The sequence below is a fragment of the Trichococcus paludicola genome (assembly GCF_003052295.1).
In the GTDB taxonomy this organism is placed as follows: domain Bacteria; phylum Bacillota; class Bacilli; order Lactobacillales; family Aerococcaceae; genus Trichococcus; species Trichococcus paludicola.
On the sequence record NZ_QBLC01000001.1, the window covers coordinates 76,465 to 93,149 of the forward strand.

Below are 16,685 nucleotides of genomic sequence, written 5' to 3' on the forward strand. Positions count from 1 at the left end.
ATATGAATAAAAAAATTGTAGTTGCCTTAGGCGGAAACGCTATATTGGCGGATAACCCTTCTGCAGAAGCGCAAAGAGAGTCTTTACGATACACAAGTAAAAGACTGGTTAAACTCATCCAGCAAGGCTACCAATTAATCATTACGCATGGTAATGGCCCGCAAGTAGGGAATTTATTACTGCAACAAAAAGCGGGAGATTCTTTGGCAAATCCGGAATTGCCTCTGGATACATGTGTGGCCATGACACAAGGCAGTATCGGATACTGGTTGCAGAACGCCTTGCGGGAAGCTTTGAGAGCTGAAAAAATTGAGAAAGACGTTGTTTCCATCATTACACAAGTTTTAGTGGATGCAGATGATGATGCTTTCGCTAACCCTACAAAACCAATCGGCCCATTTTTGACAGAAGAGGAAGCAGCTTTCTCTGGAATGGCCGACAATAGTATATATATGGAAGATGCGGGAAGGGGTTGGCGAAAAGTAGTTGCTTCTCCTAAGCCCATCCATATCATTGAATCTCCGATAGTGGATGGACTGGTGGAAAAGGGAATCATCACCATATCTGCTGGCGGCGGCGGAATTCCTGTAATTGAAACGTCAGAAGGTTATCAGGGAGTCGAAGCTGTGATCGACAAAGATTTTACGGCTGCAAAGCTAGCGGAGCTGGTGAATGCCGATTATCTAATCATTCTGACCGGCGTGGATAATGTATATGTGAACTACAATAAGCCGAATCAAAAAAAATTGGAGAGAGTGAAAACCAGTGAAATGCAACAGCATATCTTGGATCATCAATTCGCCAACGGCAGTATGTTACCCAAAATAGAAGCCGTTCTCCAATTTTTGGAGAATACGAAAAATGGTAAGGCTGTCATCACTTCATTGGATAACATAGATAAGATTTTTTCTGAAGAAGGCTCGTTCACGTTAGTGGAAAATTAATGGATTTGTGGATGCGACAACAAAAATAGTTTTCTCTCGAAAACAAAAACAGCCGGATGCCAGTGGGGAAATCTCATGGCATCCGGCTATTAATGTTTTGGCTCCTGTAAATCGTAACGATCACAATCTACTCGCTTTATTGGTCGTGGTAAAGGCCACTCTGATCCTCCAGTTTTACCATTCTTTAGGTTCGTAATTCAATTCTTGGAATAACTGTGCCTTCTCCTTTTTGGACAGGTAGCGCCATTGTCCCACAGGAAGATTATCCAACTGGATATTCATGATGCGGATTCTTTGCAATCGGAAGACGTTGTATCCCAATTCCTCGCACATGCGGCGGATTTGACGGTTGAGTCCTTGGGTTAAGATGATTTTAAAATCATATTTTGATAGCTGTTCGACTCTGCAAGGCAGGGTGACCGTATCCAATATTTTGACCCCTTCTGACATCTGCTTCAAGAATTCAGGCGTGATCGGGCGGTCTACGGAGACAACGTATTCCTTCTCATGCTGGTTCTCAGAACGCAAAATTTCATTGACGATATCGCCGTCATTTGTGAGTAGGATCAAGCCCTCGGAATCTTTATCGAGGCGCCCAATATGGAAAACCCGGAAAGGATGGTTAACCAAATCGACAATATTTCCCTTGACGCCTTTTTCGGTCGTGCTCGTGATGCCGACTGGTTTGTTCAAGGCAATGTAGACATTGTTACGGGCTACGAAAAGCTGGTTGCCGTTTACGCGAACATCATCCCCCGGCTCCACTTGGCTGCCAATCGTTGCCCGCTTTCCATTGATCGTTACACGCCCCTCAGTAATCAGCTTGTCAGCGCCTCGTCTGGAGGCTTGGCCTGCTTCACTTATAAATTTATTAATACGCATGTGGACACTTCCTTAATCCAAATATAGTTTGTTCCTTACCTGGTCGAAAAAAATCTAGGCGGACAGGTGACAATCAATAAAAAATAGCCGGATACTTGCGAAAAACCGCAGCGTATTCGTCTACTTTTTTTGTTACGGGCTTTTTGTCAATCGTAGTAAACTGCATCCAGGAACAGTCCGTGGGAAGGCACCGTCATCCCGGCCTCGCTTCGGATTCCGCTCTTGATGATGGCGTCAATATAGTCCGGCTCCATCGTCCCGGCCCCGATTTCCAGAATGGTCCCCATCATGATCCGGACCATATTGTAGAGGAAGCCTTCCCCTGTGAAGGAGAAGTGCAGCAGATTGCCTTCCTGCTGGATCGTAATGTCGTTGATGGTCCTGACCGTCGATTTTTTCGACTTCTTGAGTGAAGAGAAACCGAGGAAGTCGTGGGCTCCGACAAGCTTGCTGCAAGCCTCGTTCATTCTGTCGATGTCAAGGTGTCCAGGGTAATGGTAGCTGTAGTGGCGTTCAAATGCGGAAGGCACGACATTATTCCAAACATGATAGCTGTATGTCTTTCCGACTGCATGATAGCGTGCATGGAACCTTTCCGGAACCTCCTCCAGCTCTTTGACGACAATGTCGCGCGGAAGATAACGGATCAGATGATCCTGCATCGCCTTCAAATCCATATTGGATGTCGTCTTGAAATTGGCGACTTGCCCTCTGGCGTGGGTGCCGGCATCCGTCCGGCCCGAGCCGATGATTTCAATCTCTGTTCCTGTCATCGCCGACAGGATATTCTCTATTTTGCCTTGAATGGTTTTGTCCGAATCCCCGAGCCTTTGCCAGCCCAGGTATCTGCCGCCATCATACTCGATCGTCATTTTTATATTTCTCATTTTATCTCCCTTAATCATCTGATTCTGTGCATCGTTACATGCTGTGTACTCCTGTATTATACCGAATATGGTTCCGGTTTGGGGTGTTTTCGTGGAATCTTCATAACAAAAGTAAACAGAGCTGATGTTATATTCGATGGGGTATTGTGGCAAGGTGTTATTTATACGCGGGAGTGAAGCTTTTGTGGTAAAATGAAGCTAGCGATGATAGCGCTTACTTTCTTGTGTGGGCATGACGCAAAAAGACACTGTTGGACGATGGGAAAGTGTACAAGGACGAAGTGGTGCTATCGGAGGAGCCAATTGAAATTCGGAAGTATCAGCATTTCTATATCGTGGAATACAGCAATGCCGTGTTCCTCGTCAGTAGTTAAATATTTAGAAGCTGGTTGCAGTCAAATCGTTTCATTGTCACTTTTATTTCTTTGGATGACACAGAAAAGGGAGCGTTTAAAATGAGAAGAAACAAGGTCTTCATTTACATGCTTGTGCTATTCGGCTTCATTTTGTTGGGAGGCTGTACCGTAACCGTTGAGAAAGAACCAGAAACAGTTGAGGAAGCCTTGGTAGGACACTGGGTAAATACGATGGGATCCCCGGATTATTACTTCACTGCAACGGAACTGATTGAAATGGATGATGAGGGTACGAAAACCGAAATGAGCTATGTGGTCGTGGAGTCCAATGAAGAAGATAACACGATAACCATCCGGACGACGGATTCTAAGGGCGGAGAAGAGGATAAAAAAATAGAATTCTCTGATGATAGAGAAACAATGAAAGAAACTAGCTATATCGTGGGTGTCGAATCCGGCACAGAGGATTTTACCTATGTCGACAGCAAAACAAAACCGTAGATTGTTTTATAGTAGGCTTTGACAAGGTTGAGGCATAACATATCTTACAAGTAGTAATCTTAAAAACAAAAGGAATAGGGTGATTCATTTGTTATGGACAATTGCAGCGATCATCTTTGTTTTATGGGCACTTGGATTTTTTACTGCTACCGGAGGAGCTTTGATACACGTTCTTTTGGTCATTGCGCTCATTCTGGTCATAGTTCAGTTAATCAGCGGGAAGAGAGTGTAAGTTCTATCAAATTTCTTTGAGGGAAATATTGGTATGACAGCATAAGAACTACAAAGACAGAAATAATTAAGAAAAAAAAGAGAACAGAATCGGTAAAGCGGAAAGCCCATAACGGGCCTTCCGTTTTTGTGTGTTCAGATATTCTTTGCGATTTCAAAGTGAACAACGCCGAAAGCTGACGTCAATAGGCAATAATACTGCCATGCGAAAGTCATTTTTTTGGGGGAAAACAGAAAAAATAGACAAATCGATAAAACAGGAATTCCTCTATAATGTCATCCAATCACCAAATCCTCACTTTTTCTGAAATTCACCATTTTATTGATAGAAGCCACTGGAAAAGCTTATATTATAGGCTTTTTCACCTGTTGGTTTTTGCTGGGCAGTGACAGCTTATGTGAGCTTATTCACACAGTGATCGTAGCTTGGCGGAGGGTATGCAACGAAAAGAAAGCACACATTATGTGCATGATTTGTAGTCAGAATCCCTATTTTCGGGGCATATAAGCAACGAACCAGCCTATATTTCAGGATGTATTCCTATAGGTGGAAGTCGTATGTTTTTGTTTTGGTTGCGTTATCATGCGTTTGCGTATAATACCAACCCTGTGTTACAAATAGTCCCATCGGCTGTGAGAATCGAAATGACTATCTGCTTTTTTGGCTATATAATTTGCTCCAGAGTTAAGAACAAATTAGAAATTAGAAATTTCAATCAAAGGAGAGCAATTAAATGAATATCAATATGGCGGACACGACTTTCATGTTCCTCGCAACGGTAATGGTCCTGCTGATGACCCCAGCGTTATCTTTATTTTACGGAGGGATGGTCAGAGCAAAAAATGTTCTGAGCACCACCATGCATAGTTATGCAGCTATTGTAGTTGTGGTTATACAATGGATAATTTTAGGTTATTCCTTGTCATTTGGAGGAGACCACTCAATCATCGGCGACTTTTCATTTGCTTTTCTTAAAAATGTTGGTTTTGCCCCTGTCGATTATGCTCCAACAATCCCGCATCAGTTATTCATGATGTTCCAATTGGCATTTGCGATCATCACCCCTGCAATCATTTCCGGAAGCGTTGCAGAAAGAATGAAATTCCCGGCGTACTTGGCATTCGTATTGCTGTGGACAACCTTGGTCTACGATCCGATCGCGCATTGGGTATGGGGCAATGGCGGGTGGATCCGTGAAATGGGTGCCCTCGATTTCGCAGGCGGAACGGTCATTCATGTCAGCGCCGGCATTTCAGCGCTTGTGGCTGCGATCTTTGTCGGAAAGAGAACCAATAAAGACTCTGTCCGACCGCATAACATCCCGATGACGATGATTGGCGCCGGTCTATTGCTGTTCGGCTGGTTCGGCTTCAATGCCGGCAGCGCGCTCAGCATCAACGGCATTGCAATGAATGCCTTCATCACAACGACCGTATCAGGAGCAGCTGCTGGATTCAGCTGGCTCATGTGCGAATGGGTTCTGCACAAGAGACCAACTGCTTTAGGCTTGGTCAGCGGAATCATCGCCGGGCTTGGCTCGATTACGCAAAGTGCCGGTTACGTCAGCCCATTCTCGGCTCTGCTCATCGGTTTCGTCGGCGGGATACTTTGTTTCTTCGCTGTCACTGAATTGAAAAAGAGAATCGGTTATGATGATGCACTCGATGCGTTTGGCTGTCATGGCGTCGGCGGGATTTGGGGCGGAATCTCAGCCGGGATTTTCGCGACATCCACAATCAATCCTGATATAACAGGTGGATTGGTGGACGGAAACACGACACTGCTGCTCGTTGAAATCATCAGCATCGTTGCAGTCACTGCGTACTCAGCCATCATTTCTTTTGCCATCCTGAAACTGATCAGCCTCGTCATGCCGGTAAGGGCATCCGAAGAGGAAGAAGAAGATGGTTTGGATTATTCCTTGCATGGTGAAACGGCTTATGGTTCGGTCAGCGCTGGAGGCCTTGCTGTAGGTGCGCATGAACCTAGTGCCATTCCAGCTACTCCAGCCATTTCCCCGAAAAAGCAGTTCGGGTCAGAAGTAGTCGCTATGGATGAAGCCGTTGTTGTGGAAAACCACGCGACAGCACTGCCGAGCAACAAGGCACATAAAACGGGTAAAATGACCAAAGTTGAAATCTTGATCAATGAGAGCAAATTTGATCATTTGAAAAAAGCTTTGAACGGCATCGGCATCACCGGCATGACGGTCGTAAATGTATTTGGTTACGGCGTGCAAAAAGGACATACGACTTATTATCGTGGGGTGGAAACCGATGCGGATTTGCTGCCTAAAGTCCGGGTGGAAGTCGTGATCAGCAATGTGCCGCTTCAACAAGTGATCGAAACTGCCAGAAAAGCGTTGTATACTGGGAATATCGGCGACGGAAAAATATTTGTCTATGATGTTGAGAATGTCATCCGCGTAAGCACTGGTGAAGAAGGCGCGCAAGCATTGGCGTACAATGGCGATGCAGAGTTACTGCGTGCGACTTCCTGATTTAAGCAAAGATCTAAGGACTGAGAGATTGAAAGATTTGTCTCAGGTCCATCCAAATAAAAGATGAAGCACTTGTTAGAGGTTGATTCTCTAACAAGTGCTTCTTTTTTTGATTTCGGCAAATGGGTGGGCAAATTCAGGATAGCGAATAAATATCGCTTGCGTGTCCATTAGCGGTATAATATGGATATATTTTAAGAAGAGATCCCGACTTTCTGTCCAGGAATAAGAGGCGGGAATAGTGCTGGAACGAGCAGATGAAAAGGGGAAAAGAATTTGGGAGGTGGATTTCTTGGCTAAGAAGACAGGTAATAATGCAAACGGAATACTATTATTGAAAAAATGGTGGTTTTGGTTAATTTTTGTTGTGGCGGTAGGTGTGATGGCTGTATTCGGTGGAGGAACGGACACGGCGGAAACAAACGCATCGAATACAGCAGCGAAAATAGCAATAGCTAACTTTGAAGAGATGGCGGCTGCAGAAAGTACTGAACAAGCTGAAGCGACTGAACGTGCTGAGGCTGCCGTCCAGGCGGCGGAAGCCAAGGCTGATGCTGAAGCTCAAGCCAAAGCGCAGGCTGAAGCAGAGGCAAAACTCAAAGATCCCGCGAATTACCGGACGGATATTACGTATGATCAATTGGCACAGGCACCCGATACCTATTATTCTGAACTGATTGCCATGTCCGGGCGGGTCATTCAAGTGATGCAAGGCGAAGGATCTTCGCAAATGTTAGTGGCGGTTGATGATAAGGAGGGGGCTGTCATTTTTTTAGGATATGAATCGAATATCAACGAATTCGGGATTTCGGAAAATGCCCTTATCAAATTTTATGGAACAGCAGCTGGAACGATTAGCTATGATTCCACCATTGGAGAAACCATAACGGTACCCGCTGCCTTCGTGAATATGATGGAGCTGCAATAATTTGTGTTCGAAAAAATCATTTTTTCTAAGATTTGGAAGAAACAGCTGATTCAGCGAGTAAGTTGTTGGATAAATAAATTTCGACTTATGGGGGATGAAGTATGTTTACCTTATATGAATCAACTGAACAGAAAGTGCCGATAAAGATTTGGCTTGAGAATACAGACCAACTGGATAGAATTTGTCTGGAACAAGCAAAAAATCTGGCCAATCTGCCATTTGCTTACCAACATATTGCTATCATGCCGGATGCCCACGCCGGTTACGGCATGCCCATCGGGGGCATTCTAGCTGCTGAAGGGATGATTGTCCCGAATGCAGTCGGGGCCGATATTGGTTGTGGCATGACTTTTGTACAAACCAATATTCCCGCGGAAATTCTTATTACGGAAGAGACGCCCGATGGGAAGTTAGCGCAAACCATCGTCAACACTATTCTGCGGAGCATTCCGAACGGTTATGAGAAGCATAAACGCAAACAAGCAAGCGAAGCTGTCCGGAAGTTTTCTTGGTATCTGGAAGAACAGGAAAAGGTGGGTGCTACTAAGGAGCTTGCCTATGTGTTGGATGAGGCCTATTTTCAAGCAGGGACGCTCGGCGGTGGGAATCACTTTATCGAGCTGCAAACAGATGAACAGGGATTGGTGGGAGTGATGGTCCATACCGGTTCGCGGAATGTCGGGGATGCAGTCTGTCATTATTTTGATGATAAAGCGAAGCAACTGAACATACAGCAGAAATCATCCGTTCCTCCAGAGTGGAATTTGGCTAATCTGCCGACGGAAAGTGACATCGGAAAGGAGTATATCCGATGGATGGAATTTGCCATGGCATTCGCCAAAGAGAACCGGGCGAAAATTATGGGGATTGTCATCGAAATCATTCGTCATCTGGTTGTCGAGTATGCGGGTTTTACCGAGATTGAACTATCTGAACCGATCGACTGTCACCATAATTATGCCGCTTACGAAGAACATACCGGGAAGATGGTCTGGGTGCATCGGAAAGGGGCCATACGGGTCAGGGAAGGTGAATGGGGAATCATCCCGGGCGCAATGGGGATGAGTTCCTATCTGGTTAAAGGGAAAGGGAATCCAGAGAGCTTTCATTCTTGCTCGCACGGGGCCGGCCGCCAGATGAGCAGGACAGAGGCGTTGGAAACGTTCGGTATGGATGATACAATCTTCGATCTCGACTCGAGGGGGATTTTTCTGGGGAAGACAAGGAAACGCGACATAGGGGAGGAAGCCCGGCTTGCCTATAAAGACATCGATTTTATCATCGCCAATGAACTGGATTTGATTGAGCCTATCCGTAAGTTGGAAACGCTTGGGGTTGTTAAAGGCTAGGCGTTGATCGCAAAAAGGAAAAAATCAGCTTATCATAGCAAAGGCCGTCTCATTTCGAGGCGGCCTTTGCTGATTTCCGAAAAGGTAACCTATTCGGAAATCCGGTGTGGATCCGGATGGAATCTCCGACTACACTATTGTTAAGCTCGATAGGCTTCATCCACTTCAGCTAACATCTTATAGACAGCTTCATAACTTTCGCATACATCGTCCGGAATCGCATAATTATTTGAAATTTCGCGTAATTTGATGAATTCTTCATTTAAGTCAGATTTTTCTGTATCTGGAGCATTTGTCTTCTCGATAATTGTGTAAAATATCTGATGGATTTCATGGAATTCCGGATGATTTTTCCCATGAACTCTTGCTACGATCGGTACATATTGCTCCAATGTCGGGAATAGGGTTTCCTTTACTTCGTTGAATGTGGAGTGTTTTGACATATGAAGTCCTTCTTTCTGATTTTTGATATTCTAAGTGTATGACTAATTCACAAAAATAGACTTGACCCCAATCAATAAACTGAATTTTGTTTATGGAGAACACAAGCAATGAGTGTAAAACATCAGAATAGCAGATTGACCAAGATCCTAAATGGAATCTTGGTCTTTTCGTGTATTCAAAAGCTGCCTAATTTTTTGTAATATCCTGTTTTTCTGGGATAATATAGGTGACGGAAAGTTCTTTTTTACGAATGGGAGGGATAATCTGATGGAGTCTAAAATGCCCCCGAAGGGCAATAAACAATGGCTGAATTTTGCTGTGACAACTGCAATTTTTCTGATTGTGCTGAATTTTTTCATTTTTCCTGGTGTGGATGAAAATGCGGTGACGGAAGTGGATTACAAGACATTCGTCACAATGGTGGAAGAAGGCAGTGTCGAGTCGGTTCTGGTGGATGAAAACCGGATAGAATTCACGACGCTGGACGATGAAGGGGTAGAGAGCATCTTCATCACCGGCAGAATGGAGGATGCTCAACTCACTGACCGGTTGCTGTTGGCTGATGTAAAGTTTGAGAAAGAGATTATCGAAGAAAGTTCGCCACTGGTTAATTTTTTCCTGATCTGGATTCTGCCCATGGCGTTACTGTATGCGTTCTGGGGATTTATGATGCGCAGGCTACAGGGAAGAGTCGGAGGGCTCGGCGGCAGCGAAATGAAATTCGGCAAAAGCAATGTCATGATTTATGCTGCATCTGAAACAGGAAAAACATTTGCGGACGTAGCGGGCCAGGACGAAGCGAAAGAAGCACTTTGGGAAGTAATCGATTTTCTGCACAATCCCCAAAAGTACCGGGAAATCGGGGCGAAGATGCCAAAAGGAATTCTGCTTGTTGGACCTCCGGGGACCGGTAAAACGCTTCTTGCAAAAGCAGTTGCGGGAGAAGCCGGGGTTCCCTTCTTCTCTATTTCGGGATCAGAATTCATGGAAATGTTCGTCGGTGTTGGCGCAGCTAGGGTGCGGGATTTGTTCAATCAAGCGCAGGCAAAAGCCCCCTGCATCGTCTTCATTGATGAAATCGATACAATCGGCAAGAGCCGTAACCTGTCAGGGATAACCGGAAATGATGAGCGAGACCAGACGCTCAACCAGCTATTGAATGAAATGGATGGTTTCTCCTCGGAAAAAGGGGTGGTGATCCTGGCGGCAACGAACAAACCTGAAGTTCTCGACAAAGCGCTGCTGAGGCCCGGACGGTTTGATCGGCGCATTCCGCTTGAGTTGCCGGATATTGCCGGGAGGCAAGCGATTCTGGAGGTTCATGCAAAATCCGTCAAAATGGATGGCGATGTCGATCTGAAGGAGATCGCCCGGGACACACCTGGCAGCTCTGGAGCCGATCTTGCCAATCTGATAAATGAAGGCGCTCTCCATGCCATAAAGGAAGGGCGCAGCAAAATCAATCAATCCGATTTGGAGTATGCGTTGGAAATCATTCTGGCCGGATACCAACGGAAAAATGCGATCCTCTCGAAAGAGGATAAATTGGCGATCGCGTACCATGAAATAGGCCATGCGATTGTTGCTGCAAAACAGACCGATTCCGCACCAGTCAATAAAATCAGCATCATCCCAAGGACATCCGGAGTCCTCGGCTATACGATGCAATCGGAAGAGACGGACCAGCTGCTGATGAGCCGAGAAAAATTCCTGAATAAAATCGTCACCTACATGGGTGGACGTTCTGCCGAGGAAGTCATTTTGAATACGATAACGTCTGGGGCGGAGAATGATATAGAGGCCGCAACGGCTATCGCGCGGGCCATGGTCACACGATACGGCATGAGTGAAAAATTCGACATGATGGCTTTGGAAACGATCAATAACCCATATCTGGGAACGGATGTAACCTCGCTCGTATCGAATGAAACCTCTGCAAAAATAGATGATGAAGTTTTGCGCATCATCAAATTCGCCCACGAAAAAGCCAAGGAAATCATCAAGGCCAATGAACCGAAAATGCATGAACTTGCAAAGTATCTCCTCGAAAAAGAAACTATGAGCGGCGAGGAATTCATGGAAATGCTGATTCAGGAAGGGTAATGAGTCTGATGAAATAAGTTATACCTTTTTGCCAAAAAAATATTGGGGAAAGTTTCTGTAGGAGCTTTTGCAGCCTTCGTAGAAACTTGGACTTTGAATATTGTTCGTATGCAATAAAACTAGGAAGCAATGTGGCGAAGGGAGCAGAGAGCTGACTTTATCCGATATGCTACTGTGACTTTTATCCGAAGCAGGGATTATTGCTATTCCTTAGCGAGGGATTTATTACGTAAAATGAGTCCAAAGTGCGATAACAGAAGCCGCTTAAACACATCAAATTGACGATGTGTTTAAGCGGCTTTTCTTGCTCCTAAGCTGTACCTGGTATGACGACATTTTTGGGCAGTCGTGCTAATAAATGATGAGCTTTTCTGAAGTTTATGGCATAATAAAAATCATAAACATCGAATAAAGTGTCAGAAAATCAGAAGGGAGCAGCCATGAAGAACACAAAAATTTTCGGGATATCGTTTGCCAGCGTCTATCCGTTGTATATCCAGAAAGCCGAGAAAAAAGGGCGCACGAAAGAAGAAGTGGACGAAATCATTTTCTGGCTGACGGGATATGATGAAGCGACTCTGCAACAACTATTGGACAATAAAGTCGATTTTGAAACCTTCTTTGCACAGGCGCCTCACCTGAATCCCAACGTCTCGCTTATCACAGGGGTCATTTGCGGTTACCGTGTCGAAGAGATCGAGGACAAACTTATGCAGAAAATCCGTTATCTGGATAAACTCATCGATGAGTTGGCTAAAGGGAAGGCCATGGAGAAGATACTGAGAAAATAGGGTATACATGCAAGAAAAACATAAAATAATCAGGCTAATGGAGGAAATAGGATGGAATTCAAAAATGTGACAGTAATCAAGGAAGCAAATGTGTATTTTGATGGGAAAGTGACCAGCAGAACGGTCCTGTTCGAAAGTGGAGAGAAAAAGACGTTGGGCTTTATGTTGGCAGGCGAGTACGAATTCAACACCGATGCAGAGGAAATCATGGAAGTCCTGGGCGGCGACATGTCGGTCATGCTGCCAGGCGAAACGGAATACACACTCTACAGCAAAGGCCAAAGCTATGTCATTCAGGCAAATTCTTCCTTTAAAATGATTGTCGAGAAGTATGTGGACTATTGCTGTTCATACAAAAACGACTAGATCTGAAGCACCACATTTGCAGTAACTGTGCAGCAGTGCAGGAAAAAAACTGATTTCAACAAAATAAACCAGCCCGAAAACGGAGTTCGAATTCCGTTTTCGGGTTGGTTTTTTATAGTGTATAGACAGCGGTTGTTTCCACTATCGATTTTCAGCTGTTAAACATATTCAACGATTCCGCGTTTGAGAAGCTCTTTCCGCAAAGCTTCATTTTCTGAACGCAATCGTTTCACATCGGCTCTCAAAACAGAATCCTGGTTTCGGATTGTATTCATGATCAACCTCACTAAGACGAGAACAAGCAGTAATGAAATAATAAATTGGATTGTCAGCATAATTTGGACCCCTCTTTCCGGATTGTTTTTTGCTACAAACACAGAATATCAGATCATTATGTAGCTCAGATGAAGACGCCCAATCTCCATCCAATCTACACATTTGTTCGGTATATTAAGACTATCAATTTTTAGTTATTTTACTTTGAGGAGGAAACAAAAATGAGCATGACTCATTACATGTCGTTATTAGCTTCAAATCAGCCCTGGAATCTGATCATCTTTATGGCCATCCCTGTGATTTGCGCGGAGACGCTGACGATTTCAGAATTTTTCATTATTTTTGACAGGGCAAAATCAGGGGGACTGAGGACGCTGAACAAAATCGTCGGCATCTTTGCCGGCTTCTATTTTACGGGTATTTTCTTCTACCTATTGTTTAACGCGGTGATCCCATTGACTACCACCAACGGTTGGCATACATGGGTCGACGTTGTGGCAGTGGGTTTCTACTTGAGCGGTGTCCTGTTCCTTTTACCAATCGCATTAATGGAACTGGGTGTAATTTTCAAGAATAAAACTGATGAAGAGAAAATGAAAATTCACTTTAAGCTGGTCGGAGGCTTCCTGGTCGTTGCCCATATTGCCATGATTTTCGGTATGGTGAATCCTGAAATCATCGACAGCATGGCCGTAATGCCTGGTATGACGAATTAGCTATTATTATGTAAATCTGTATCCAAAAGACGCATACAAATAATTAGCACCTCCCAAAATGGGTACGATAAACGTATCCATTTTAGGAGGTGCTTTTATGCGATGAAAAATGAAACAGATGTCTTTACAAATATAAATATACGGAATACAATGAAAATGTGAAATAAATAACAAGAATAGTTAGGATGATTGTTTAAATTAACCTAACCGTTTAATTTAATGACATAATGATCCAATTTGGAAATGAATGCGGATACAAAAGTGTGTGATTGTAATAAATTATTTTTTAACGGAGAAACCTGTGGAGATTCAAAGAAATCCAGAGAATGTAGGTGCATACCGGATTGTAGAATAGCTGGATCTTGATTTCATAAGCTGTCTGAATTAGGTTTTGTGTTTAATGCTATTTTAGTTTCCGCTGATTAGAACGATATGCTAGGGATGTAAGATGCAGATCAGTATTGAATTTTGTGCCGAAAAATTAGAAAAAGGGGACCTTCATATGTTTATCCGAAAAATAGCCACTATGCTCCTGAGTCTATCACTGCTTTCCTCCATGGCCATCGGAACGGTATCTGCAGCACAAAACAACAAGACCATTGATTATGTCGCTTTGGGCGACTCCCTCGCAGCGGGGCAAAAGCCGACCGAAATCGGAAGTAACTCTACTAAGTTGTATGGAACGAGCTATCCTAAATTCATCCGTGATGATTTATCCGGGAAAGGTATATTGAACAGTTACGCTAATTTTGGCGTGTCGGGCTATCAGACTTGGCAAGTTTCTAATGACTTGATGACCACTGGCAGTGCAACCCAGAATGCGATCATTGAGGCTGAAATCATCACGTTGGATATCGGCGCCAATGATTTGCTATCTTATTTGGAAGCTGAAGAGGGCGATGTATCAAATTTGTTGGACAGTCTTCCTTATATGACTCCTGAACAAATAAGCGGTTTGATTTATCAGATGGATTCACTGAAGTCTATCGCAGTTCCTTACGTAGTGTATCAAGTCAGCACTCTCGTTGCGCAAATCAAAGCTTTAAATCCGGATGCCGAAATCTATGTCATGGGTTACTACAATGCCTTTTCCTGCCTTAATGATTATTCGGATGATCCCGCTCTTCAAGCTAAAATTGACCAACTTATTCCTGAGCTGGCTGAACTGATACAAGCGTATAATGTTGGCCTTGAGCAAGCAGTAACAGGTTTGTCTTATCAATATCAGAACATCACCTATGTCTCTACTTGGGAAGCGATGGGCGGGAACGTGGATTCGAATGCGAGGACCTATTTGCCGCTCGACATTCATCCGACCGTCCAAGGATATCGCGCGATAGCGCAAGCTTTCTGGGATGAAATGTCGGAATAATAAGCAAAATTCTCCAAAAGCAACACAAAAGGAAAGACTGAGCGGGGCATATTGAGGCCTTGGTTAGTCTTTTTTTTCCGATCGGTATGCTATTGAAAATCAAATTTTGGGGATTATCCCACCAATATCCCGACAATTGGTAGCCCATCCAAAACAGAGGTACCATGCGGAGAACGGCTGATGGCGGTGGTGCAATCGGTGCCCGCCTGTACCCCATAATGGCTCCCGTTTTGCCATTTAGCTGCATTGGTGACATCGTAGACGATGCCGTCAATGGCGACATAGGCATCATTCCCGTTCTTTCCGTCATACTGCGCTAATTCATCGAGGGTAAAGGTTATGGCATTCGCTTGGCTACTCGAAGAAGCAGCAACGCTGGATGACGATGCTGCTTCTGTCGATGAAACAACCGAGCTATTGGCATTGTTGGTAGTTGCGATAGTCTCCGCCTGTGTCATTCCGCAAGCTCCAAAAACGAAGCTCGCGCCGAGTAAGAGGGTAATCATTTTTTCTTTGTTGTTTTTTTTCATTTTTTTTCTCCTTTTTTTTGTACTTTCGTCATTCTTTACAATCCAAATGACTCGAAGTGGATTTTTTGTTTTGGAACATTTTTGGAAACCAGCGTCGATTCAATGGTATGCATGAATCCTTTGGGACCGCAGAGTACAAATTCGCTGATGGCATAGGGAACTGCAGCGGATTCGCAAATGGCTTCCGTCTTTTCTGCATCCAAGTAACCGTTCTGGGTTGAATAAAAAGGAATGAAGGTGAAGTTGGGCAACTCTTTCTGGAAAGAAGCTAGTTCCGTTGCATAGACAAGTTCATTCTCGTTGCGTAAACTCCAGACGAGCAACGTTTTATTTTTGGCATTTTTTTTGCGCAGGCTTTCGAGGATGCCCAGCATAGGTGTAATACCGACACCGCCGGCGAACAGCACTAAGCTCTTATCCGTGTTTTGGATGTCTTCCAGCGGTTGTCCTAAGCCGCCATAAGGACCTTCGACGGTCACTTTCGTCCCTGCCTTGATACGTTGGATGATGTGCGTATAGTCTCCAGAGTTCTTGATCGATACGGAAAGGGCATGCGGATTCTCCGGTGCGGAAGTTAAAGAAAATGGATGTTCCTCAAAACTATAGTTTTCATCCAGCACTCTTAAATAAATGAATTGTCCAGCCTTGTAATCAAAGAGCCGCCCGTTTTCGGCTGCCAACGTCAAGCTGACAATCTGGTCGTTCTCGTTCACAACATCGGTTATGGTATACATATTTTTCTTCAGGAGAACAGGTCTGATCAGCTTGTGGTACACATAGAAGCTCAAAGAAACGGTGAAATATAGGGCGTACATCATGGTCAAAGTCATATCGCCCCGGACCAAGTAGGCGATGGTGATGACATGCACAGAAAGCGCGATGATGGCAACGATATTGAAATTATGCAGGAACTTCATGACGCTGTATTTGGAGAAGAAAAAATTGCCTACTGTATCCTTCACTATCTTGATTATTTTGATTTTTCCTAGCCAGTTGGTCATGAAGAAAACGGACAATACAGTCAGCAGCAGGAACAGCATGATGGCAAAATCCCCGAAGACAGTCGAAAATTCAAACTCACCCCAAGCGAAACTGGCCCATTCTTTGTGCATCAAGCCCAGAGCCAAAGCGACAATTGCCATGATGCCGTGGAAGCGATGGAACTTATCCAGGCTGAAGTATTTTTCGATGAATTTGGGTCTTGCCGCCGTTATCAGTTCAGATAGTAGCCAAGTGTAGCTGACGATACCGATAAAAGCAGGCGCTGCGAGACTGAAATTTAGCCCTTTTAGCGAGATAAAGGCAATGGGTAAAGGGCTCAAAAAATAGATGGCGAGAATCATATATTGGATCACTTTTCTTTTCATACGTGTTTCCTCCGATTTCTTATTTATATTCATTATAGATAAGAAGATTTAGGATGGTATGAAGGTAAGCTGAAGATTAGCTGAAGATGCTATTTTTCGTTCTGTGAGCAAACGGAAGCGTGCTACAATGAAGCAAAGAGG

Annotated in this window: 16 protein-coding genes; 11 read left to right on the forward strand and 5 right to left on the reverse strand. The window is 44.3% G+C overall.

Annotated elements, in window-relative coordinates; genetic code table 11:
- The first annotated feature begins 2 nt into the window (after nt 1-2).
- On the forward strand, nt 3-944 hold the full coding sequence (arcC, locus tag C7R56_RS00315) for a carbamate kinase (protein ID WP_107994655.1): 942 nt from the start codon (nt 3-5) through the stop codon (nt 942-944).
- Nucleotides 945-1,118: 174 nt separating this feature from the next.
- On the opposite strand, the gene rluF is transcribed toward arcC, so the two are convergent.
- Nucleotides 1,119-1,826, reverse strand: coding sequence for a 23S rRNA pseudouridine(2604) synthase RluF (gene rluF, locus C7R56_RS00320; protein ID WP_107994656.1), 708 nt, complete (start codon nt 1,824-1,826; stop codon nt 1,119-1,121).
- A 146-nt stretch (nt 1,827-1,972) separates the two neighbouring features.
- Nucleotides 1,973-2,713, reverse strand: coding sequence for a tRNA pseudouridine(38-40) synthase TruA (gene truA / locus C7R56_RS00325; protein ID WP_107994657.1), 741 nt, complete (start codon nt 2,711-2,713; stop codon nt 1,973-1,975).
- Between the two features lie 455 nt (nt 2,714-3,168).
- Between truA and C7R56_RS00330 the strand changes: the two genes are divergently transcribed.
- The 5 genes from C7R56_RS00330 (at nt 3,169) to C7R56_RS00355 (ending at nt 8,579) form a co-directional block, all read left to right on the forward strand.
- Complete coding sequence (locus C7R56_RS00330; RefSeq protein WP_107994658.1) at nt 3,169-3,570, forward strand: hypothetical protein; 402 nt, start codon at nt 3,169-3,171, stop codon at nt 3,568-3,570.
- Nucleotides 3,571-3,649: 79 nt separating this feature from the next.
- Nucleotides 3,650-3,802 (forward strand): lmo0937 family membrane protein, encoded by a 153-nt coding sequence (locus tag C7R56_RS09125; RefSeq protein WP_349681721.1) that lies wholly within the window; start codon nt 3,650-3,652, stop codon nt 3,800-3,802.
- Nucleotides 3,803-4,535: 733 nt separating this feature from the next.
- A complete protein-coding gene (locus tag C7R56_RS09055; RefSeq protein ID WP_159072104.1) occupies nt 4,536-6,302 on the forward strand; it encodes an ammonium transporter in 1,767 nt (588 codons plus the stop codon).
- 241 nt (nt 6,303-6,543) lie between these two features.
- Nucleotides 6,544-7,230, forward strand: a complete 687-nt coding sequence (locus C7R56_RS00350; RefSeq protein ID WP_159072105.1) for a hypothetical protein — start codon at nt 6,544-6,546, stop codon at nt 7,228-7,230.
- Nucleotides 7,231-7,331: 101 nt separating this feature from the next.
- Nucleotides 7,332-8,579 carry an RtcB family protein gene (locus C7R56_RS00355; RefSeq protein WP_107994661.1) on the forward strand — a complete coding sequence of 416 codons (1,248 nt, stop codon included), beginning with the start codon at nt 7,332-7,334 and terminating at the stop codon, nt 8,577-8,579.
- 140 nt (nt 8,580-8,719) lie between these two features.
- Here C7R56_RS00355 and C7R56_RS00360 read toward each other — a convergent pair whose 3' ends face one another.
- The gene (locus C7R56_RS00360) at nt 8,720-9,022 is read right to left on the reverse strand and encodes an iron-sulfur cluster repair di-iron protein, ric (protein WP_107994662.1); all 303 of its coding nucleotides are present in this window, start codon (nt 9,020-9,022) and stop codon (nt 8,720-8,722) included.
- 268 nt (nt 9,023-9,290) lie between these two features.
- Between C7R56_RS00360 and ftsH the strand changes: the two genes are divergently transcribed.
- From ftsH to C7R56_RS00385, 5 genes are all read left to right on the forward strand, one after another.
- Nucleotides 9,291-11,126 carry an ATP-dependent zinc metalloprotease FtsH gene (ftsH, locus tag C7R56_RS00365; protein ID WP_107994663.1) on the forward strand — a complete coding sequence of 612 codons (1,836 nt, stop codon included), beginning with the start codon at nt 9,291-9,293 and terminating at the stop codon, nt 11,124-11,126.
- 440 nt (nt 11,127-11,566) lie between these two features.
- Nucleotides 11,567-11,917, forward strand: coding sequence for a DUF2200 domain-containing protein (locus C7R56_RS00370; RefSeq protein ID WP_107994664.1), 351 nt, complete (start codon nt 11,567-11,569; stop codon nt 11,915-11,917).
- Between the two features lie 51 nt (nt 11,918-11,968).
- The gene (gene ppnP, locus C7R56_RS00375; RefSeq protein ID WP_107994665.1) at nt 11,969-12,283 is read left to right on the forward strand and encodes a pyrimidine/purine nucleoside phosphorylase; all 315 of its coding nucleotides are present in this window, start codon (nt 11,969-11,971) and stop codon (nt 12,281-12,283) included.
- A 497-nt stretch (nt 12,284-12,780) separates the two neighbouring features.
- Nucleotides 12,781-13,275 (forward strand): DUF6803 family protein, encoded by a 495-nt coding sequence (locus tag C7R56_RS00380; RefSeq protein WP_107994666.1) that lies wholly within the window; start codon nt 12,781-12,783, stop codon nt 13,273-13,275.
- Between the two features lie 502 nt (nt 13,276-13,777).
- Entirely contained in the window at nt 13,778-14,647 is an 870-nt protein-coding gene (locus tag C7R56_RS00385) for a GDSL-type esterase/lipase family protein (RefSeq protein WP_159072106.1), read from the forward strand.
- Nucleotides 14,648-14,760: 113 nt separating this feature from the next.
- On the opposite strand, the gene C7R56_RS00390 is transcribed toward C7R56_RS00385, so the two are convergent.
- Both C7R56_RS00390 and C7R56_RS00395 read right to left on the reverse strand, forming a co-directional pair.
- A complete protein-coding gene (locus C7R56_RS00390; RefSeq protein ID WP_234402554.1) occupies nt 14,761-14,988 on the reverse strand; it encodes a cytochrome b5 domain-containing protein in 228 nt (75 codons plus the stop codon).
- A 224-nt stretch (nt 14,989-15,212) separates the two neighbouring features.
- The gene (locus C7R56_RS00395) at nt 15,213-16,544 is read right to left on the reverse strand and encodes a ferredoxin reductase family protein (RefSeq protein ID WP_159072107.1); all 1,332 of its coding nucleotides are present in this window, start codon (nt 16,542-16,544) and stop codon (nt 15,213-15,215) included.
- Nucleotides 16,545-16,685 lie beyond the last annotated feature (141 nt).